The following is an 18,153-nucleotide window of genomic DNA, read 5'->3' on the forward strand; positions in this document are numbered from 1 at the left end:
GATATGAGGCGTCGAAGAGCGGGTGCCAGAACAAGCGGGTCGACAGCTGGTGTCCCGTCTCAACGGAGATTGACCGGTCTCACCGAAGCCTGCTCGCGGCGTCGTGGGCCCCCGCGGGGTCGGCGTTCCTGGCTCGCGCTGCGGCCGCCGCCTCCAGCAGGGGCCAGCCATCGACTTCCACCGCCTGCTGCGCTCCCGGCTGCCACCCGCGGGCCGAGGCCGCGTCGAGCAGGGCCCGCACGGCGCCCGGTTCGTGCAGGTTGAGGGAGCTGCCCTGGACGTATCCCACGTCCCCGGAGCCCATGGGGAACCCGCCCGGGACGTACCGGCCCGGGCCCTCGGCGAAGACAATGTGCAGTGGGCCGCCGGTGCCGACCGGCTGCGGGTACAGCGTGAGGGTCTGGCGGCACTCTGCGGCCCGGCCGCTGTCCAGTACCCGGTGGCTGTGGCGGAGCGTCCACAGATACGTTCGCTCACCGGTGACCAGTCGGCGTGGCTTCTTCGGGTGACGGGGCACGGAACCGAGAGTACGGGCCGATTGTCCGTTGGTGTCAGCGGTCCGTCTTCGTCACCCTCACCGGGCGGAAGCCACTACGGTGCCGGCCTGGTGGATGGAGACTGGGCCGTCCCCTTCGGGGGGCTCATCATCGGCCTCTACGCCGGCTTGCCGACAGTGTGACCGCACCGAAAAATAGTGTGCCGAGCAGGTCGCTTGGTGAGGTGACCGTAACGGTCGACTGTGACCTTGATGCGATCTTGACGCGTATAGGTGATCATCTGCATACCTGAAGTCCGAACACGGAGGCATACCTTCATGAGACCGACGCGAGCCGTTCTGCTCGTCGTGGCCACTGCCCTGACCCCAGCCCTCCTCCTCACCGCCCCGGCGTTCGCCAACGGTTCGGCGGCCCCGGTCTCCACCGCAGTGGCGACCTCGTCCGACACACCAGTGGACGAGATGTCGGAGGACGAGCTGCGCGCAGCGATCACCGCCATCCTGGCGGACGAGAACAGCGGTCGGGGGGTTGTCCGAGAGGCCAATGAGGCCCTGAACGGCACCGTGGACGACATGCGTGCCTTCTTGAAGACCGGCTACCGGCTGGCTCGGGCCGAGGACGACCGGGTCGCCATCGCCCGCATCCTCCACGTGGCAACGCAGAACAAGGACAAGCGAGTTGTCGAGGAGGCCACCAAGCTCCTCGACGACAACTCCCCGGAGGAGATGCGCGCCTGGCTGGAGACCGGCTGTCGACTGGCCCAAGCCGAGGACGACGCCGTGTACATAGCTCGCATGCTCGCGGCTCCGAACATCAGTGACGCCCTGCGTGCCGCAGCCAATGCGGCCCTCGACGACGGCTCCCCGGAAACCCTGCGCTACTTCCGTGAGGTGGGGCAGTACGAGGTGGCCGGTTAGGCGAAGCGGGGAGCGCGCCCTGCCCGGCGTGTCCGGCGGCGGATCGGGCGGCGTGTACGCGGGGAGTCCGAGCCGCGTGGTTCACCGGTGCGCGGCAAGCACCGCCGCGAGGCCCTCTTGCAGATCTTTGACGAAGTACTCGGGGACCTCCAGCGACGGGAAGTGTCCCCCGCGTTCGGGTGACCTCCATCGGACGATGTGCCGGTAGCGCTCCTGTGCCCAGGGGCGCGGACACTTCTCGATGTCGCGGGGATACATGCTGATCGCTGACGGGACGTCGACCCGGAGTTCGGGGTCCAGCGAGTTGTGGCTTTCGTAGTAGATGCGGGCCGACGATGCGCCGGTCCGCGTCAGCCAATACAGGGTGACGTTGTCGAGGACCCTGTCCATGGAAATCGTCTCGAACGGGCTGTCTTCGGTGTCCGTCCACTCGGCGAACTTGTCCAGGATCCAGGCGAGGAGCCCGACCGGTGAGTCGACGAGCGAGTAGCCGATGGTCTGCGGCCGGGTCGCCTGCTGCTTCGCGTACGCCGCGCGGTGGCGCCAGAAATGACGGGTGTCCTCGGTCCATTTACGCTCGACCGCCGTCAGCCCGTCCGTCGTCAACCCGGGCGGTGCCTCCGCGAACGTGGTGTGGATGCCGAGAACGTGCGCCGGGAACCTGCCGCCGAGAACCGTGGTGATATTGCCGCCCCAGTCGCCGCCGTGGGCTGCGAACTTCTGGTAGCCGAGCCTTCCCATCAGTTCCACCCAGGCGGCCGCGATCTTTTCGGTTCCCCACCCGGTGGTGGCCGGCTTGTCGCTGTAACCAAATCCAGGCAGCGACGGGGCCACGACGTGGAACGCCGGCGCGTCCGCGTCTTTCGGATCCGCCAGCTCGTCCATGACATCGATGAACTCGGCGATGCTGCCCGGCCAGCCGTGCGTCAGGAGCAGGGGAGTGGCATCTGCGCGCGCGGATCGGCGGTGCAGGAAGTGGATGCCCAGGTCATCAATGGTCGTGCGGAACTGGCCGAGGCGGTTGAGGCGCTCTTCGAACGACCGCCAGTTGTACCCGGTGCGCCAGTAGGTCACGACATCGACGAGGTCGGCGAGGGGAACGCCCTGTTCCCATCGGCGAGGGTCGGGCGCGGGGCGATGGACCGTCTCGGTCTCCGGAAGCCGCGCCGCGGCCAGTCGCGCGCGCAGATCGTCGAGGTCGGCGTCGGTCGCATGGGCTTCAAACGCTTGCACGTCGCTGGGTGGGCGGGGCATGAGACCTCCTGGCCATCGCGGAACCGGCTAAGAAGGTTCTAGCAGCTCTCGGAGTCAGGCCGCAACCTGCTAAGGTGGTTCCATGCGTGCTGGGTTCCCTGACTTCCGCCTCGGTAGCGTGCTGGCGACCAGCTTCACGGGGACTCTGTCGGAGCGTCATGGCAGCGCTGTGGAGCGCATTCCCACGCCGCACCGGCTCGTCGACTGGCTGGCGGTGAACGGCCTCGCCGTGGACTCCTGCACCACCGCCCAGCTCGACCTCGCTCGGGAGCTGAGGGAGTCGATCCACGCCGCCGCGACAGCGGCCGCGGTCCAGGGCGCTCTCCCCGCGTCTGCTGTCCAGGTCATCAATGACCGCAGCGCCCAGGGCCGGGCCGCGGCGATCCTGACGCCCGAGGGTGAGCGGCGATGGCAGCTCGGCTCGGCTTCCGGTGTGGAAGATGCCCTCGGTGTGATCGCCGCCGACGCGATCAGCATCATCGCGGGGGAGCGAGACGGAAGGCTGGCCCTGTGCGCATCGCCGACCTGCCAAGCCGCCTTCTTCGACACCAGTCAAAGCCGCACGCGCAAGTGGTGTGACATGAACACGTGCGGGAATCGTCAGAAGAAGGCGCGCTTCCATGCCAACCAGCGCAAAAACCCCAGGTCGGCGGAGTGATCGTTATCGCCTCGGGTGTGCCCCGGCGGTTCAGGCCCGGGTGGTTTCAGCGCTGGAGATGGCTCGCTGCAACAGGTTCCGGAGCGTGTCCTGCTCCTGCTCGGTCAGTCCCGTCATCAGAGGTTCCTCGCGCAGGAGCTTCAGCAGCCCTTCCCGGCGCCCGGTTCCTTCGGGGGTGAGGTGCAGCTGCTGGGCCCGGCGGTCGGTGGGGTGCGGGCGCCGTTCGACCAGCTGCTGACTCTCCAGCTTGTCGATCACGACCACGGCGTTCGAGGGTTCGCAAGACATCCGCGCGGCCAGCTCCCACCACCGTGCTGCCGCCGCGGAATTCGTCATGGGTTCTCCAACTCCAGGGTCTCCACCGGTTGAGAGCGCGCTGACAGCGCGCTGACCAGGCGCGACGCGATCCCCTCGGTAAGATCCTGCGACGCCGGCTCCGTGAGCCACTCTGAACACGCGGGAGAGGAAGGCCGGCGGGACGTCGCGCCCTTCCGAGCACCGCGGCACGACTCGGGCGGCGGAGCTCCTGGCGCGGATCCGGGAGCACCTGGGGACCGGGACACTCGACGAAGCCGGGGCCGTCGCGGCGCAGGTGAACTGGTTCGCCCACACCCCGTACGGCGATCTCACCCCGCTCCTGCACGGCTACTTCGACCTGGACACGGCCGGGAGCAAGAAGTCCGCCGACTCCTACCGGCACAACGCGAAAACGATCGGTGTGCCGGCCGGCGCGTCGCTGGACGAACGGGACCTGGACGACCTGATGAAGGGAGCGTGACGAGCGTGACCGAGGCAGAGAACCACCACGTCGCGGAGATCGGCGTCATCGGCGACAGCGGCTTCTACGAGCTGCTGCGGAACGCGGAGGAGGTGACGGTCGAGACACCGTACGGTGCCCCCTCCGACGCGATCTCCACCGGCGATGTCGGGTGTCGTTCGCCGACCCGTACCGCGGACACGGGCGCACGGCCGTGCTGAAGGCCGCCGGGGCCGCCGCTATCCTCGGACCGTGGGGAGCCGGGGGAAAGGCCATGTCACGCGCCATCCGCTGTGGGGCGCCGTCGCGTTGACGCTCGCGTGGCACGTGGTGCTGGTGTTGTTCGCCACGGTGATTCTGCCTCCGCTGGCCCCGTCCTGGTTTCCCGACCTCGGCGCTGTCGTGGTCAACGCGGTCTGCTTCGCGGGCGTCTGGTGCGTGCTGTGGCGATGGGGGTGGCTGCGGGCGTCCGGGGTCGCGACGCCCGGCCGGGTGCGGCGCTGGTGGCTCGCCGTGCCCATGCTCGCGGTCGCGTGTTCCTACGCCGTCGCGGGCCTTGAGGGTGGCGCGCGCGTGATCGTCGGCTCGCTGGTGTCGTTGCTGTGGGTGGCCGTCAACGAGGAGGCGTACAGCCGGGGTCTGGTGCAGCAGGTGCTCGGTCCGCTGGGGGCGATGCGGGCGGCGGTCGTCGTCGGTGTCCTGTTCGGCGTGGGCCACGTCCAGAACTACCTGTTCTTCGGCGCCGCGTTGGACGACACGCTGTGGCAGATGCTGTCCGCCGGGCTCTTCGGCTTCGCCTGCGCCGGGCTGCGTCACGCGATCGGCTCGATCTGGCCCCTGGTCGTCGTCCACTGGCTGGACGACTTCTTCCAGATCCGCTCGCCGGGCTCGGCCCCGGACTGGTGGGACGCGATCGTGTACGTCTTCTACGTCGCGTTCGGGGTGTGGCTGCTGCGGCGCTACGGCACGCCCGGCTGACGTCCGCCGCCCGCCTGCTGGCCGCGGCGGAAGTCCCCGGGGCCGGCGGCCGCGGTGGCGGGTGTAGGCCCAGGGGCCGCGGGGCCCGCACGTCATCCACATGGGCGGCGGCGCCGGCCGCCTCGACGAGGACGGCGCGCGGTTCTTCGACGGCCCCGGCTTCTCCCGAGGAGTTCACGCCGTACGCCATCGAGCAGATCCGGCACTGGACGCCTGCCTCGCCCTCGGCGACTCCGTGACCTGACCTGTCTGTCCCCGCCCCCGGTCCACTTCGCCCCCCCTCAACCGCCGCTTCACCGTCGGCCACCGACCGGCGGGTCACGCGGCGGCGCGCACCTCCTGGGCGGCGTCGGCGTGGAGCGCCACCCGGACCAGGGCCGCGGCGAGCCGGGGGAGGTCCTTGGCGGACACCAGCTTCGCCAGGGACGCGGCGCTCTTCGGCAGGCCGACGCGCTCGGCGCCCTCCTGCGCCTTGCGGTCGAAATACGGCGCGAACTCCGGCCAGACGCCCTGCGCCTCCCGCAGGAAGATGTCGACACCGGAAGGACCGATGCCGGTGATCTCCCGCAGCAGCTTCTTCGGGTCCCCGGCCTCGCGCATCCGCCGCAGATCCCCGTCGTACTCGCGCAGCACCAGCTCGGCCGCCTCGCCGAGCTGGGTCGCGGTCCGCTCGTCGTAACGGCGGTAGCCGCCCTCGCCCAGCGCGTCGACCCGCTGCTGCCAGGTGGCGTCGGCCATCTTCCGCGGGTCGCGCATCCCGGCGTCGAAGAGGGCGCGGGCGGAGGCCACCGCGATGTCCGCCTTGATCCGGGCGGACAGCAGATGGGCCAGCACCAGCAGCTGGTAGAGGGAGCCGGGGGTGTTCCGCAGGGTGATACCGGCCTCGGCCGCGTACGTCGTGCCCTGCCGGTCCAGCAGGCTGCGCACCACGCTGGTGTTCTTGTCGCTCGTGTGCTTCTCGCTCATCTCGGAGCCCACCTCCTCACTGAGGACGGTCCGTGCGAGTGCCCGCCGGGCAGCGGTTCACTCGGGCCCGCTCCGCATGATCTTCCAGACACGGGTGGCCACCTGGAGGTTGAGCCTGCTGTCCACGTCCGTCAGATCGCTGCCGCTGATCTCCCGGATCCGCTGCAGCCGGTAGCGCAGCGTGGAGCGGTGGACGACCAGGGCGGCGGCCGTCTCGCTGTAGTTGCCGCCGCGGTCGAAGTACGCGGTCAGGGTCTCCACCAGGGCCGTGTGGTGCTTCGCGTCGTAGTCGAGCAGCGGGCCCAGCCACTCCCGTACGAACCGCTCGACCTCCCGCTGATCCTTTCCGGTGCGCAGAATGCGGTACAGGCCCAGATCGTCGAAGAAGGTGATGCCGTACGCGCTGTGCGAGCCCTGCCGGACCTCCAGCGCGCGCATCGCCTCCTGGTACGAACGGGGCACCTCATGGGGGGTGTCGCAGCGACCGCCGACCCCGATCGCCCCGGCCGGTGAGCCCAGCTCCCGGCTGAGCGCCGTGTGCAGCGCGCGCTCGGCCGGCCGGCCCCGCGCCACCAGCACCGCCGTACCGGAGCGGAGGGTCGGCAGCACCCGCAGCCCCAGCCCCGAGGCCGCCCGGCCGACGGCCCGCAGGAACCCGTCGTCCGCCGGCCCGTCCGCCCAGCGCGCCGCGACCACATGGTGCGGACCGTGCAGATCGTGGCCGACCGCCTCGGCGCGGGCGTAGGCGCTGGTGTCGTCCGCGCCCGTGAGCAGATCGTCCACCAGCTCGCGGCGCAGCCGCAGCTCCAGCTCGGCCAGCCGGCGCCGGTGCGCCAGCTCCAGGGCGAGCGCGGCCGCGGCGTGGTCCAGGGCGCGTACGGCCCGCTCGTCGGCCCGGGCCTCGGGATCCACCAGGCACAGCGCGCCCAGCAGCTCGCCCCGCGGCGCGGCGACCGCGATCAGCCGGTCCCGCAGCCGGGCCGGGCCGGACCGGCGGGCGGCGTCGCGCAGCAGCTCCTCGCGCTGCGCCGGATCGGGCGTGGGGTACGGATCGGGGCGCCCGGGGCCCGCCCAGGCCCGCAGGTTGCCGAACCGGTCCTCGACCGCGGCGGGCAGCCCGGTGACGCGGTGCAGCGCCCGGGCGATCCCCGCCTCGCCGTCGCCACGCGCGGCGGTCCGGGCGAGGGCGTCGTGCACCTCGCGCAGATGTCCCAGGTCGGACAGGGCGCGGTCCAGCCGCCGCCGCATCGCCTCCCGCTCGCCCCGGGCCCGGCGCAGCTCGGCGGCCTGGGCCCGCTCCCGGCGGTGAGCGGCGGCGATGGACAGCGCCGCGGAGGTCTGACGCACCAGGAGGGAGAGCAGGAACCGCTCGTCCTCGCCCGGCCGGTCCCGGGAGCTGACCACCAGCGCGCCCCGGAGCCCGTCCGGTACGGGCCCGTCCGGTACAGGGAGGCCGTCCGGCTCGCGCAGGGCGAACGCCCACCCCCAGGCCCGCCGGGGGAAGCGCACCGGCCCGTCCCGGCCCGCCAGCTCCCTGACCCGCGCGTCCAGGGCCGGGGTCGCCCGGGAGCCGTGGCCGTCGTCCGGACAGCGCACCAAGCCGTCGCCGCGCAGCAGATAGCCCGCCTCGGCGCGGCCCGGCCCGACCGTGCTGACCTGGGCCATCGCCCGGCGCAGAATCTCCGCCTCGTCCTGGCTGTCGAACATCGTCAGACAGCGCAGCACCAGCTCATCGGCGACACCTGATCGGGCCATGCGGTCACTCCGGGCGTCCTCGGCGCGTCCCTCCCTACCGAAATTACCCATATCCCAGCGAATCACCACAAGAGGGCGAATTCAGGCTCGTATTTTCGACCTCGGAGGCGCAGGCACACCCTCCTCCCGCCTTGTCACCCTGACGGCGTGGGCCTCCGTCCCGCGCGTGGTCCGGTCCATGGTCCGGCCACTTGCGGCGACGCGGGCATCCGCTACGGCGAGGAGGGCGACGCCATGGCCATCGAGTCCGACCCCCATCTGTCCATGGTGCGTCCGGTCGCCCCGAACACCCCGCAGGGGTGCGAGGAGTGCCTGCGCCTGGGATCGCCCTGGGTGCATCTGCGGCTCTGCCTGACCTGCGGACATGTCGGCTGCTGCGACTCCTCCCCGCTCAAGCACGCCCGCGCCCACGCCGCCGCGGCGAGCCATCCCATCGTCGAGCCCCTGGAGGCGGGCGAGGAATGGCGGTGGTGCTACGTCCACGAGGCCCTGGTCTGACCTGCCGAGAACCATCACCACGGAGGTGAAGGACGATGAGCATGCCCGTCCGACGACACCGGGGCGCAGGCCCCCTCGAGCGCCCCCGGGGCTGGAGCCGCAACCCCCTGGCGGAATTCGACGAACTGCTCAGCCAGATGGGCGGACTCCTCGAATCCACCGTCGGCGCCACCCCGCCCGGCCTCACCGCCTGGGCGCCCGCAGCCGACGTCAGCGAGGCCGACGACGCCTACCGCGTCGAGGTGGACCTCCCCGGCGTCCGGCGCGAGGACGTGGACGTGGAGGTGAGCGGCCAGGAGCTGACCGTCTCCGGCGAGATCGGGGAACGCGAGCGCGAGGGCGTGCTCCGCCGGAGCACCCGCCGCACCGGGCGCTTCGAGTACCGGATGCTGCTGCCCGCCGAGGTCAACACCGAGGCCGTCAGGGCCGGGATGGCCGATGGTGTGCTCACCATCACCGTCCCGAAGGCGGAGGCCGTGAAACCCCGTCATGTGGAGATCACCGAGAAAGGGGAGACCGAGAGCGCGGGGACGCGCATGACCGGCGAGGCCACCGCCAGGGGCGCCGAGGCCCAGGGAGCCCAAGCAGCCCAGGAACCACGGGGTTTCCAAGAGACCCAGGAGCCCCGAGGGTCGCAAGGGGCGCAAGAAACCCCTGGGATTCAGGAGCCCCAGGAGATGCGAGAGCCCCAGGGGACCGACGAGTCCCAAGAGACCGGTGAGACCCGCACCTCCGGCTGGGGGTTCCGCAACCGCAACCGCTGAAGGGCCCCCCCGCCCCCCCCCCCCCCCCCCCCGCGCCCCCCCCCCCCCCCCCCCCCCCCCCCCCCCCCCCCGCGCCGCCCCCCCCGCCGATGCCCGGCTTCTCCCGGCTTCTCCCCTCTCCGCGCGTACATCCGGATGGCCAATGTCCATTTTTCCTTTCCTCAGCCAACGGTTGATCAGTAATCTCGCCTCAGCAGCGGGTTGCCCTGCCGCTCTTCGTCGTGCTCCACTGCCCCGAGGACGCGGACGACCCCGAGGGCGGCCCCGAAAGCCGGAAGAGGGCGAAGGAAGTGCGGGACTTGAAAGCCACCTGGCGGCCGGCGGGCATCTACGCCACAGGCGCGGACATCGACGCCACAGGCGAAAACGAACCAGCCCCAGGTGGCGTCCCTCCGGCGAGGCGTGCGATATGACCTCGGCGCCGGGCGGGCCGAGACGTCGGGACCGCGCCGAGGACGTCGAGGACGCCGAGGCGGACAACGACAGGCTGCGGCGGTTCGCGGCGATCTGGAGCCGGGCCGTCCACCCGATGGCGGCCACCGCCATGACCCTTGATGAGTTCGAGGGCCATCTGCTGCCGCTGGCCCGCCGGCTGAGCGAGGCCCTGCACACCGCCCCCTTCGACACGGCCGACGCCTACGAGGTGGGCGCCGCGCTGGTGGACGCCCAGTGCGCCGAACCCGAGGCACTGCCCGCGATCCTGGGCGTCATCGACGCCCATCTGGTGCTCTGCTCCTGGCCGGACCGGACGATCAGCGACGAGGACGTACGGGCCCGCTGCGCCCGGCTGCAACACGCGCTCGCCGCCGGTTTCGTGCGGGAGCTGCGCGAGCGCGAGCGCGACGAGCGGAAGGCCATCTCCCACGCCGCGCTGACCGCCCGCATCGAGGCCGAGAAGGCGCTGCACGCGAGCGAGGCCAAGTTCCAGGCCGTGTTCGAGGGCGCGGTGATCGGCGTGGGGATCGCCGGGCTCGACGGCGAAGTCCTCGTCGTCAACGACGCGATGGCCAGGATGTTCGGCGGCGCCTCCTTCTTCCGGCCCGGCCGCAACGTCACCGAGTTCGTCCACCCCGACGACGCGCCGGGCGTCCACGAGCTGTACCGCGAGCTGGTCACGGGCGAACGCGATCACTTCCGCATCGAGAAGCCGCACTACCGCGACGACGGCAGCGTGCTGTGGACCAATCTCACCGTCACCCTGCTCCGCGACTCCAGCGGCGCGCCCCAGTATCAGCTGGCGCTCGCCGAGGACATCACCGAGCACCGGCTGCTGCGCGAACGGCTGCGCTACGAGGCCACCCATGACGAGCTGACCGGGCTGCCCAACCGCACCCTGTTCCTGGAACGCCTCGACCAGGTCCTCGCCGCCGCGGCCGACGCCCAGCGCTTCGGCGTGTGCTACCTGGACCTCGACGGCTTCAAGGCCGTCAACGACAGCCTCGGGCACGTGGCGGGGGACCGGATGCTGCGGGCCGTCGCCGAACGGCTCCAGGGGTGCGTGACCTCCCCGCACGAGCTGATCGCCCGGGTCGGCGGGGACGAGTTCCTGGCCCTGGTCACCGGGCCCGCCGCGCAGACGGACGGCACCGCGATGGCCCGCCGGATGCTCGCCGCGCTCGCCGACCCCGTCCAGGTCGAGGGCCGGGAGCTGCGGGTACGGGCCAGCATCGGCGTCGTCGACGGGCGGGCCGGTGAGATGTGCCGGGCCGAGGTGCTGCGCAGCGCCGACATCACCATGTACCGGGCCAAGGCCGCGGGCGGCAACCGCTACGAACTCGCCGACGCCGACGAGAGCGCCCGGGTGATCGCCCGTCACAGCCTCAGCAACGGGCTGCCGTCGGCCCTGGAGAACGGTGAGTTCTTCATCGAGTACCAGCCGCTGGTACGGCTCGCCGACGGCACCGTACGCGGCGCCGAGGCGCTGGTGCGCTGGCTCCACCCGGTGCACGGGGTGCTCGGCCCCGACCAGTTCATCCCGCTCGCCGAGGACACCGGCCTCATCGTGCCGCTCGGCCGCTGGGTGCTGGAGCAGGCCGCCCGGCAGGCCCGCGCCTGGCAGGACGCCGCCGAGTGCGACGCCGAGCGGCTGCGGGTCAACGTCAACCTCTCGCCCTGCCAGCTCGGTCACCCCATGCTGGTGTCCGACACGGTGGCGGTCCTGAAGAACGCCGGGCTGAGCCCGAGCGCCCTGTGCCTGGAGGTCACCGAGAACGACCTCATCGGCGCAGACGAGGACGCCCTGCGGCCGCTGCGGCAACTCGCCGACCTGGGCGTGGACATCGCCCTGGACGACTTCGGCACCGGCTACTCCAACCTCTCGTACCTGCGCCGCCTCCCGGTCAGCACCCTCAAGCTGGACCGCTCCTTCACCCGCGGCATGCAGCGCGCCCCGGCCGACCCCGTCGACGTCAAGATCGTGGAGGGCATCGTCTCGCTGGCCCACACGCTCGACCTGGCGGTCACGGTGGAGGGCGTCGAGACGGCGGTGCAGGCCGAGCACCTGCGGATGCTGGGCTGCGACACCGCCCAGGGCTGGTACTACGCCCGCCCCGGCCCCCCGGAGCGGCTGCACACCCTGGCGCTGGCCGACGCCAGCTGAGCGCCGTACGCATGGAGGTCCGGGCGGGCCGAACCCGGCCCGCCCGCGCGCCCTACTGGGGCTGCGGCGCGTCCAGCAGCCGGGAGCGGATCAGGAAGCGGACGCCCTCCGGCGCCTCCAGCGAGAATCCGCTGCCGCGCCCCGGCACGACGTCCACCGTCAGATGCGTATGCCGCCACCGCTCGAACTGCGACGCGGACATCCAGAAGCCCACCGGTTCCTGGACCCCGTCCACGTGCAGCTCCCCGAGCAGCACATCGGACGCGCCCGTACGGAACTCGCCCAGCGGGTAGCACATGGGCGCGCTGCCGTCGCAGCACCCGCCGGACTGATGGAACATCAACGGCCCGTGTTCCGCCCGCAGCCGACGGATCAGCTCGGCCGCGGACCGCGTCAGGGCAATGCGTGAGGTCTCCGTCATGACAGGCAGCCTAGGGGGTGGCTGGTGGAACGCGAGGTGCCTGCGGCGCATGACTGTACCTCGGTTTCTTGGGAGCGCTCCCATCGGAGGCGCTTCGCAGGGCGTTCAGAACCTTCGGGGTGTGCCCGGTATCGTGTTGCGCCCCGCTGAAGCTGTCAAGAGCCGTTGCAGGGACGTGCCCTGCGCGCCCGTCGCGTGAGGCCGGCCGGTTCCCGCCGACGCCGCCGTGGCCGGCTTCGACGACCTGAGCGGCCCACCCGCCTGGCCGGCCGCTTCAGCGCCGGACGGCCGCGCGGTTGGACCGTGGCGGCCCGCCGGTGGGTACGGCGGCTGTGCTGGAGCGCAACGAGATCGGCGGGGCCAACAGGATGTGCCGAGGCGGAGTCTGCGGCGCGGCGATGCGTTCCACCAGCAGGGAAACGGCTTTCTCGCCCATCTCCACGGCCGGTACGTCCGCTGCGGTGAGCGGTGGGCGGAAGTCCTCGGCCCACGTCCTGGCCGCCACTCCGGTGATGGAGAAGTCGTACGGCACCGTGAGACCGGCGTCCGCCAGCGCGCGCTGGACGCCGGGCAGGGCGGCCTCGTTGATGGTGGTGATGGCGGTGACGTCCGGATGGCTGCGCAGGAGCGCCTCGACGCGTTCCTGACCGGAGCGGGCATCGTCCCCGCACGGCACTTCGACGCCGTCGAGGCCGCGTTCCGCCACGGCCGCCTCGAAACCCTCCCTGGCCCTGTGCGCGGGGCCGTAACCGGCCGAGATGAGGTCCGGGGAACGTGTGACCAGAGCCACCCGGCGGTGTCCGAGATCGGCGAGGTGCCGCACGCAGTGCTGGACCAGGCCGGCGTAGTCGACGTCGATCCAGGACATCCGGTGGTCGCGGGTCGTGTGCCCGATGCCGACGAAGGGCAGTCCGGCCTCCCGCAGCCGCCCCACGCGGGGGTCCTCCAGGCGGATCTCCATCAGGATGACGCCGTCCACGCGGCTCTCCGAGACCAACCGCTCGAAGGAACGGTCGTGATCCCCGCCGGAAGGGGACAGCAGCACGTCCAGGTCGGCCCGGGCGGCGGCGTCGACCACGCTGGCGACGAAGTCCAGCTGCATGTGGGTGAGCCTGTTGCCGGCCGGGGGGATGACGAGACCGATGGTCCGGGTCCGGCCCTCCTTGAGTGCCCTGGCGGTCGCGTTGGGGCGATACCCCAGTTCGGTGATCACGTCTTGGATACGTCTGCGAGTGCCGGGGGCGACCGGGCGTTTGCCGCTGAGCGCGTACGACACCGTGCTGCGCGACACCCCCGCCCGCCGAGCGATCTCCCCGATGTTCATGCGCCTCCCCGAAGGACTTACTCGCGGGTCGCAAGGATACTCGCGCGGATCGGTCCGCCGGCGTGACAGGGAACGGTTGCGGGGGTGGAACCGGCGGGTTCGGCGCCGCCGCGCCGCGAGCGAATCGATTCCACGCAAGCGCTTCGACGGAAGCTGCGACCGGCGGAGTGCGGGGTCGATCCCCGTGCCGTGAGGCGACGGCGGCGCCGACGAGCGGCCCGAAGCCTCGCTGCATCGACTGGTGCTCCGCGAACCGGCCCTTGGTCCCATGAGTTGGCGGCTGCGTCCCTGCTCAGTCCCATGATGGGCAGTCACCCGCCATCCGGTGGCCCGCCGCCGGGCAGGCCCGCGCGGCCCACCGGGGCCCGCCCGATGGGAAGATCGGCCGCCCATCGCCTGCCGCCGCCCGGGGACCGTTCGAGCGCCCCGATCGGTCCCGAACTGCCCGAATCGGCCGTCGAATCGATTCCGCGACAAGGTTCGCAACAGCTGACTCCGCACTCTTGACAGTCCACGAACCCGGGAGCACCGTCTCCCCCCGAACCCTCTCTGCAATCTCGCTGCGGAAACGGCACCTTCAAGCGCTTCCGGATTGTCAGCGCCACCACACACGACCCGATCGGGTCGCGCCGGCACGGTAGGGAGATCAGATGAGAACCATGCGTACAAGGCGCCACCCGCTGTCCGTGCGCGGGGGCGTACGACGGTTGTTCGCGGCGGTAGGGCGCCGCGGCAGGCCGGGCCACGTGTTCGCCCGGGCGGGAGCCGCGGCCGTGCTCGTCGCCGGCGCGCTGGCCGGGGCCACGGCCACGGCGGGTACGGCCCGTGCCGACACCTCCGGGCCGTGCGACCTCTACGCGTCAGGCGGTACCCCCTGCGTGGCGGCGCACAGCACGACGCGAGCGTTGTACGCCTCGTACAACGGGCCGCTCTACCAGGTCCTGCGTGCCTCGGACAACAGCACCCGGAACATCGGCGTCCTGAGCGCGGGCGGATACGCCGACGCCGCCGCCCAGGACTCGTTCTGCTCGGGGACGGCCTGTCTCATCACGATCATCTATGACCAGTCCGGCCGCGGCAACAACCTCACCCAGGCGCCCGGCGGCGGTGCCGCGGGCGGCCCTGACAACCTCGCGAACGCGACCGCCGCGCCCACCATGGTGGGAGGTCACAAGGCCTACGGCGTCTTCGTGGCGCCCGGCACGGGTTACCGCAACAACCACACCAACGGCATCGCGACCGGGGACAACCCCGAGGGCATGTACGCGATCTTCGACGGCACGCACTACAACGGCGGATGCTGCTTCGACTACGGCAACGCCGAGACGGACAGCAACGACGACGGCAACGGCACCATGGAGGCCATCTACTTCGGCAACATCAGAGTCTGGGGCTACGGTTCGGGCAACGGCCCATGGATCATGGCCGATCTGGAGAACGGCCTGTTCTCCGGGGTGAACCAGCGCTACAACGCGGGCGACCCGACCATCAACCACCGGTACACGACCGCCATCATCAAGGGCGGCCCGAACCACTGGGCGATCCGTGGGGGCAACGCCCAGTCCGGTGCCCTGTCCACCTTCTACGACGGGCCGCGTCCAAGCGTCCCGGGCTACAACCCGATGCGGAAGCAGGGTGCCATCATCCTGGGCACCGGCGGGGACAACAGCAAGGGCGCCCAAGGCACCTTCTACGAGGGCGTGATGACCTCGGGCTACCCGTCGGACGCCACCGAGAACGCGGTCCAGGCCAACATCACCGCTGCCGGATACAGCAACTCCTCCGGCGGGACGAGCACGGGCGCGCTGCACGCGGTGGGCGCGGGCAAGTGCCTGGACGTGCCCAACTCGTCCACCACGGCCGGTACCCAGCTACAGATCTGGGACTGCGGCGGCGGCGCCAACCAGACCTGGACCCGCACGCCCTCCGGCCAACTGACCGTCTACAGCGGCAGCAACCAGATGTGCCTGGACGCGTACGACCACCAGACGTCCGCCGGCACCAAGGTGGTGACCTGGCCGTGCAACGGCGGCGCCAACCAGCAGTGGCAGCTGAACTCCGACGGCACCGTCACCGGCACCCAGTCCGGACTGTGCCTCGACGTCACCGGCGCTTCCACCGCCAATGGCGCACTGGCGGAACTCTGGCCGTGCAACGGCGGGTCCAACCAGCAATGGAATCTCGACTGACGTGACCGGCCCCTGGCCGGCTCACCACCGCCCCGGCGCCACCCGTCCCACGCGCCACCACTGGAGGATGACGATGTCCGGAGCCAGAGCGCTCCGCGGCCTCCGGGCCGCCCCCGTGGCCGTGCTCGCCCTCCTGGCCGGGCCGTTCGCGACGATCGACCAGGCGCAGCGGCCCGCGCACCAGCTCTCGGCCGACGCGGACGTCGTGGTCCACCTGGCCGGGGGGACCTACCGGTTGTCCAAGCCGCTGACCTTCGGCTCCGGCGACGGCGGCCAGAACGGCCACACCATCACCTACCAGGCCGCGTCCGGGCAGCAGCCGGTCGTGACGGGTGCCCGCCAGGTCATGAATTGGCAGGTGCATGATCAGTCGATCAGCATCTGGTCGGCCCACATCGGCACCGGCGTGAACACGCGCCAGTTGTACGTGAACGGCAAGGAGGCGCCGCGGGCGGCGATCCAGGTGCCCCGCTCGGCTTTCACCTTCACCCAGACCGGCCTGACCATCACCGACCCCTCCCTCGACTACCTGGCCGGTCTCCCGGACAAGAGCCACATGGAAGTCGAGAGCGTCAACTCCTTCACCGACCGCTACGCGCCGGTTCAGTCGATCAGCGGCAGAACCATCACCATGCGGCAGCCCGCCTGGAACAACAACTCGTGGGGCTACGACACCATCAACGCGCCGTTCGCCGGCGGGACCATGTATCTGGAGAACAACTACGCGTTCCTCAAGCAGGCCGGACAGTGGTACCTCGACTCGTCCACCGGCGACCTGTACTACCGGGCCCAGCCGGGGCAGAACCCCAACACCCTCGATGTCGAACTGCCCCAACTGCGGAGCCTGCTCGGCATCAGCGGCAGCTACGGCTCACCGGCGACCGGTCCGGGATTCGCCGGCATCCGGTTCACGGGAACCTCCTGGCTCGGCCCGAGCGGATCCGACGGCTACGCGGACCAGCAGAGCGGCGCGCACATCACCGGCGCCCACGCGATGGCCGCCAACTGGCCGAGCACCTGCAGGTCGGGCTGTACGCAGTTCGAGGCCGCCCGTAACCAGTGGGCGCAGATGCCCGCGGCCGTACAGGTCTCCGCCGCCACCGGCATCACGTTCTCCGGCGACACCTTCTCCGGACTCGGGCAGGCCGGACTGGGCGTGGGCAACGACGGTGCCGCCACGGCCTCCGGCACCGGACTCGGCGCGAGCGACATCACCGTCACCGGCAACACGTTCACCGACATCGCCGGCAGTGGCATCCAGGTCGGCGGTATCCGGCCGGACGCGCACCACCCCGGCAACCCGCAGATGACCAACCATGACATCACCGTCAGCAACAACCGGGTGAGCGGGGCGGGCACCGACTACAAGGAAACCGCGGGCATCCTGTCCACCTACGTCGACGGCGGCAGCATCTACAGCCTCTCCGCGAGCCCCGGCTCGGTGATCAGCGACAACTACATGTACGGCAACAACCACACCACCGCGCTGTACCTCGACGAGGGATCCCGGTACCTGACGGTGTCGGGCAACGTGGTGCAGGACGCCGGTAGCTGGGCGCTCACCAATGCCAACGGCAACAACCACACCGACGACAGCACCTTCTCCGGCAATTGGTACAACGGCGGCAACACGTACGTGGCCACCGGTCCTCCGCACCACAACGTCCTCACCGGCAATGTCCCGGTCAGCGGCACCAACTGGCCGCAAGGCGCGAAACAGGTCATCCAGCAGGCGGGCGTCCGGTGACTCGCCCCATGGCCCCGCAAGCACCCCATCCACCGTCCCGCACCAGTGAGGAATGCTGATGAAGAAGTACTGGGTCCCCTTGGCCGCGGCGTTGACGGCCGCGCTCGGCATGGGCGCCGCGTTGCCCGCGACCGCCGCCACCAGCACCGAGGCGCCTCCCCCCGCCGTGCGGGCCGCCGCGCCCGCCGCCTTACGGCTGATGCCGTTGGGCAACTCGATCACCTGGGGCGTCGGCAGCCCGTCCGGGAACGGTTACCGCGGCTTTCTGTGGAACCGTCTGGCGGCCGAGGGGCACGCCGTGGACTTCGTCGGCTCGGGACGCGGCGGGTCCATGTCCGACCCGGACAACGAAGGCCACTCCGGCTGGCGGATCGACCAGATAGCAGGCATCACGGACTCCGTGCTGGCCCGCTACCGGCCGAATGTCGTCACCCTGGAGATCGGCACCAACGATCTCAACGGCAACTATCAGGTCCCGACCGCCCCCGACCGGCTCCGTGCGCTCATCGACCAGATCACGAGGGACGCGCCCGACGCGACCGTCCTCGTCGGCACCCTGATCGTCTCCACCAGCGCTACCGAGGAGGCCCACCGGCCCGCGTTCAACGCCAAGCTCCCCGGAATCGTCCAGGCCGAGCAGGCCGCCGGCAAGCACGTACGCCTGGTGGACATGAGCGCTCTGACCGCCGCGGACCTGGCCGACGCCCTGCACCCCAACGACAACGGCTACCGCAAGATGGCGGACGCCTTCAACGCGGGGGTCCAGGCCGCGGACGCGGCGGGCTGGATCAAACCGCCCCGTCCCGTGCGCGGCCAGGTGCGGCATTCC

At 71.1% G+C, this 18,153-nt stretch carries 18 protein-coding genes and 1 pseudogene; 12 read left to right on the plus strand and 7 right to left on the minus strand.

Annotation, left to right across the window (positions count from 1 at the left end; genetic code table 11):
- Positions 1–79: 79 nt before the first annotated feature.
- Positions 80–517 carry a hypothetical protein gene (locus ABZ562_RS08060; protein ID WP_361475419.1) on the minus strand — a complete coding sequence of 146 codons (438 nt, stop codon included), beginning with the start codon at positions 515–517 and terminating at the stop codon, positions 80–82.
- Positions 518–814: 297 nt separating this feature from the next.
- On the opposite strand from ABZ562_RS08060, the gene ABZ562_RS08065 reads away from it, so the two are divergent.
- Complete coding sequence (locus ABZ562_RS08065; protein ID WP_361475421.1) at positions 815–1,414, plus strand: ALF repeat-containing protein; 600 nt, start codon at positions 815–817, stop codon at positions 1,412–1,414.
- A gap of 81 nt (positions 1,415–1,495) precedes the next feature.
- Here the strand turns inward: ABZ562_RS08065 and ABZ562_RS08070 are convergent, their stop codons facing one another.
- Positions 1,496–2,668: an epoxide hydrolase family protein gene (locus tag ABZ562_RS08070; protein ID WP_361475423.1), complete on the minus strand. Its 1,173-nt coding sequence runs from the start codon at positions 2,666–2,668 to the stop codon at positions 1,496–1,498.
- Positions 2,669–2,750: 82 nt separating this feature from the next.
- On the opposite strand from ABZ562_RS08070, the gene ABZ562_RS08075 reads away from it, so the two are divergent.
- Positions 2,751–3,326 carry a CGNR zinc finger domain-containing protein gene (locus ABZ562_RS08075; protein ID WP_361475425.1) on the plus strand — a complete coding sequence of 192 codons (576 nt, stop codon included), beginning with the start codon at positions 2,751–2,753 and terminating at the stop codon, positions 3,324–3,326.
- A gap of 30 nt (positions 3,327–3,356) precedes the next feature.
- On the opposite strand, the gene ABZ562_RS08080 is transcribed toward ABZ562_RS08075, so the two are convergent.
- Positions 3,357–3,662 carry a MarR family transcriptional regulator gene (locus ABZ562_RS08080; protein ID WP_361475427.1) on the minus strand — a complete coding sequence of 102 codons (306 nt, stop codon included), beginning with the start codon at positions 3,660–3,662 and terminating at the stop codon, positions 3,357–3,359.
- 256 nt (positions 3,663–3,918) lie between these two features.
- On the opposite strand from ABZ562_RS08080, the gene ABZ562_RS08085 reads away from it, so the two are divergent.
- The 4 genes from ABZ562_RS08085 (at position 3,919) to ABZ562_RS08100 (ending at position 5,305) form a co-directional block, all read left to right on the plus strand.
- The gene (locus ABZ562_RS08085) at positions 3,919–4,104 is read left to right on the plus strand and encodes a hypothetical protein (protein ID WP_361475429.1); all 186 of its coding nucleotides are present in this window, start codon (positions 3,919–3,921) and stop codon (positions 4,102–4,104) included.
- A 5-nt stretch (positions 4,105–4,109) separates the two neighbouring features.
- Positions 4,110–4,304, plus strand: coding sequence for a hypothetical protein (locus ABZ562_RS08090; RefSeq protein WP_361475431.1), 195 nt, complete (start codon positions 4,110–4,112; stop codon positions 4,302–4,304).
- A 31-nt stretch (positions 4,305–4,335) separates the two neighbouring features.
- Complete coding sequence (locus ABZ562_RS08095) at positions 4,336–5,061, plus strand: CPBP family glutamic-type intramembrane protease (protein ID WP_361475433.1); 726 nt, start codon at positions 4,336–4,338, stop codon at positions 5,059–5,061.
- 100 nt (positions 5,062–5,161) lie between these two features.
- The gene (locus ABZ562_RS08100) at positions 5,162–5,305 is read left to right on the plus strand and encodes a hypothetical protein (protein ID WP_361475435.1); all 144 of its coding nucleotides are present in this window, start codon (positions 5,162–5,164) and stop codon (positions 5,303–5,305) included.
- A 74-nt stretch (positions 5,306–5,379) separates the two neighbouring features.
- Here ABZ562_RS08100 and ABZ562_RS08105 read toward each other — a convergent pair whose 3' ends face one another.
- Positions 5,380–6,027, minus strand: a complete 648-nt coding sequence (locus ABZ562_RS08105) for an endonuclease (RefSeq protein ID WP_361475437.1) — start codon at positions 6,025–6,027, stop codon at positions 5,380–5,382.
- A gap of 57 nt (positions 6,028–6,084) precedes the next feature.
- On the minus strand, positions 6,085–7,782 hold the full coding sequence (locus ABZ562_RS08110; protein WP_361475439.1) for a helix-turn-helix domain-containing protein: 1,698 nt from the start codon (positions 7,780–7,782) through the stop codon (positions 6,085–6,087).
- A 234-nt stretch (positions 7,783–8,016) separates the two neighbouring features.
- Between ABZ562_RS08110 and ABZ562_RS08115 the strand changes: the two genes are divergently transcribed.
- From ABZ562_RS08115 to ABZ562_RS08125, 3 genes are all read left to right on the plus strand, one after another.
- On the plus strand, positions 8,017–8,280 hold the full coding sequence (locus tag ABZ562_RS08115; protein ID WP_361475547.1) for a UBP-type zinc finger domain-containing protein: 264 nt from the start codon (positions 8,017–8,019) through the stop codon (positions 8,278–8,280).
- Between the two features lie 41 nt (positions 8,281–8,321).
- Positions 8,322–9,044, plus strand: coding sequence for an Hsp20/alpha crystallin family protein (locus tag ABZ562_RS08120; protein WP_361475441.1), 723 nt, complete (start codon positions 8,322–8,324; stop codon positions 9,042–9,044).
- A gap of 409 nt (positions 9,045–9,453) precedes the next feature.
- A complete protein-coding gene (locus ABZ562_RS08125) occupies positions 9,454–11,643 on the plus strand; it encodes an EAL domain-containing protein (protein ID WP_361475443.1) in 2,190 nt (729 codons plus the stop codon).
- 52 nt (positions 11,644–11,695) lie between these two features.
- On the opposite strand, the gene ABZ562_RS08130 is transcribed toward ABZ562_RS08125, so the two are convergent.
- Together ABZ562_RS08130 and ABZ562_RS08135 are read right to left on the minus strand one after the other, a co-directional pair.
- Complete coding sequence (locus tag ABZ562_RS08130; protein WP_361475445.1) at positions 11,696–12,064, minus strand: DUF779 domain-containing protein; 369 nt, start codon at positions 12,062–12,064, stop codon at positions 11,696–11,698.
- Positions 12,065–12,338: 274 nt separating this feature from the next.
- On the minus strand, positions 12,339–13,388 hold the full coding sequence (locus ABZ562_RS08135) for a LacI family DNA-binding transcriptional regulator (protein ID WP_361475446.1): 1,050 nt from the start codon (positions 13,386–13,388) through the stop codon (positions 12,339–12,341).
- A 650-nt stretch (positions 13,389–14,038) separates the two neighbouring features.
- Here ABZ562_RS08135 and ABZ562_RS08140 point away from each other — a divergent pair.
- From ABZ562_RS08140 to ABZ562_RS08150, 3 genes and pseudogenes are all read left to right on the plus strand, one after another.
- Positions 14,039–15,577 (plus strand): arabinofuranosidase catalytic domain-containing protein, encoded by a 1,539-nt coding sequence (locus ABZ562_RS08140; RefSeq protein ID WP_361475448.1) that lies wholly within the window; start codon positions 14,039–14,041, stop codon positions 15,575–15,577.
- 73 nt (positions 15,578–15,650) lie between these two features.
- Positions 15,651–17,324: a right-handed parallel beta-helix repeat-containing protein gene (locus tag ABZ562_RS08145; protein WP_361475450.1), complete on the plus strand. Its 1,674-nt coding sequence runs from the start codon at positions 15,651–15,653 to the stop codon at positions 17,322–17,324.
- A 58-nt stretch (positions 17,325–17,382) separates the two neighbouring features.
- Positions 17,383–18,123, plus strand: a pseudogene (locus ABZ562_RS08150) (SGNH/GDSL hydrolase family protein); the annotation flags it as partial.
- Between the last annotated feature and the right edge of the window lie 30 nt (positions 18,124–18,153).

Origin of the sequence: Streptomyces sp. NPDC019937, from assembly GCF_040631655.1 — a bacterium.
Classification (GTDB): domain Bacteria; phylum Actinomycetota; class Actinomycetes; order Streptomycetales; family Streptomycetaceae; genus Streptomyces.

Coding starts and splice junctions, on each gene's coding strand:
- ABZ562_RS08065 (WP_361475421.1), top strand. CDS start 815: ATGAGACCGACGCGAGCCGTTCTGCTCGTCGTGGCCACTGCCCTGACC.
- ABZ562_RS08070 (WP_361475423.1), bottom strand. CDS start 2,668: ATGCCCCGCCCACCCAGCGACGTGCAAGCGTTTGAAGCCCATGCGACC.
- ABZ562_RS08075 (WP_361475425.1), top strand. CDS start 2,751: ATGCGTGCTGGGTTCCCTGACTTCCGCCTCGGTAGCGTGCTGGCGACC.
- ABZ562_RS08080 (WP_361475427.1), bottom strand. CDS start 3,662: ATGACGAATTCCGCGGCGGCAGCACGGTGGTGGGAGCTGGCCGCGCGG.
- ABZ562_RS08100 (WP_361475435.1), top strand. CDS start 5,162: ATGGGCGGCGGCGCCGGCCGCCTCGACGAGGACGGCGCGCGGTTCTTC.
- ABZ562_RS08105 (WP_361475437.1), bottom strand. CDS start 6,027: ATGAGCGAGAAGCACACGAGCGACAAGAACACCAGCGTGGTGCGCAGC.
- ABZ562_RS08110 (WP_361475439.1), bottom strand. CDS start 7,782: ATGGCCCGATCAGGTGTCGCCGATGAGCTGGTGCTGCGCTGTCTGACG.
- ABZ562_RS08115 (WP_361475547.1), top strand. CDS start 8,017: ATGGCCATCGAGTCCGACCCCCATCTGTCCATGGTGCGTCCGGTCGCC.
- ABZ562_RS08120 (WP_361475441.1), top strand. CDS start 8,322: ATGCCCGTCCGACGACACCGGGGCGCAGGCCCCCTCGAGCGCCCCCGG.
- ABZ562_RS08125 (WP_361475443.1), top strand. CDS start 9,454: ATGACCTCGGCGCCGGGCGGGCCGAGACGTCGGGACCGCGCCGAGGAC.
- ABZ562_RS08130 (WP_361475445.1), bottom strand. CDS start 12,064: ATGACGGAGACCTCACGCATTGCCCTGACGCGGTCCGCGGCCGAGCTG.
- ABZ562_RS08135 (WP_361475446.1), bottom strand. CDS start 13,388: ATGAACATCGGGGAGATCGCTCGGCGGGCGGGGGTGTCGCGCAGCACG.
- ABZ562_RS08140 (WP_361475448.1), top strand. CDS start 14,039: ATGAGAACCATGCGTACAAGGCGCCACCCGCTGTCCGTGCGCGGGGGC.
- ABZ562_RS08145 (WP_361475450.1), top strand. CDS start 15,651: ATGTCCGGAGCCAGAGCGCTCCGCGGCCTCCGGGCCGCCCCCGTGGCC.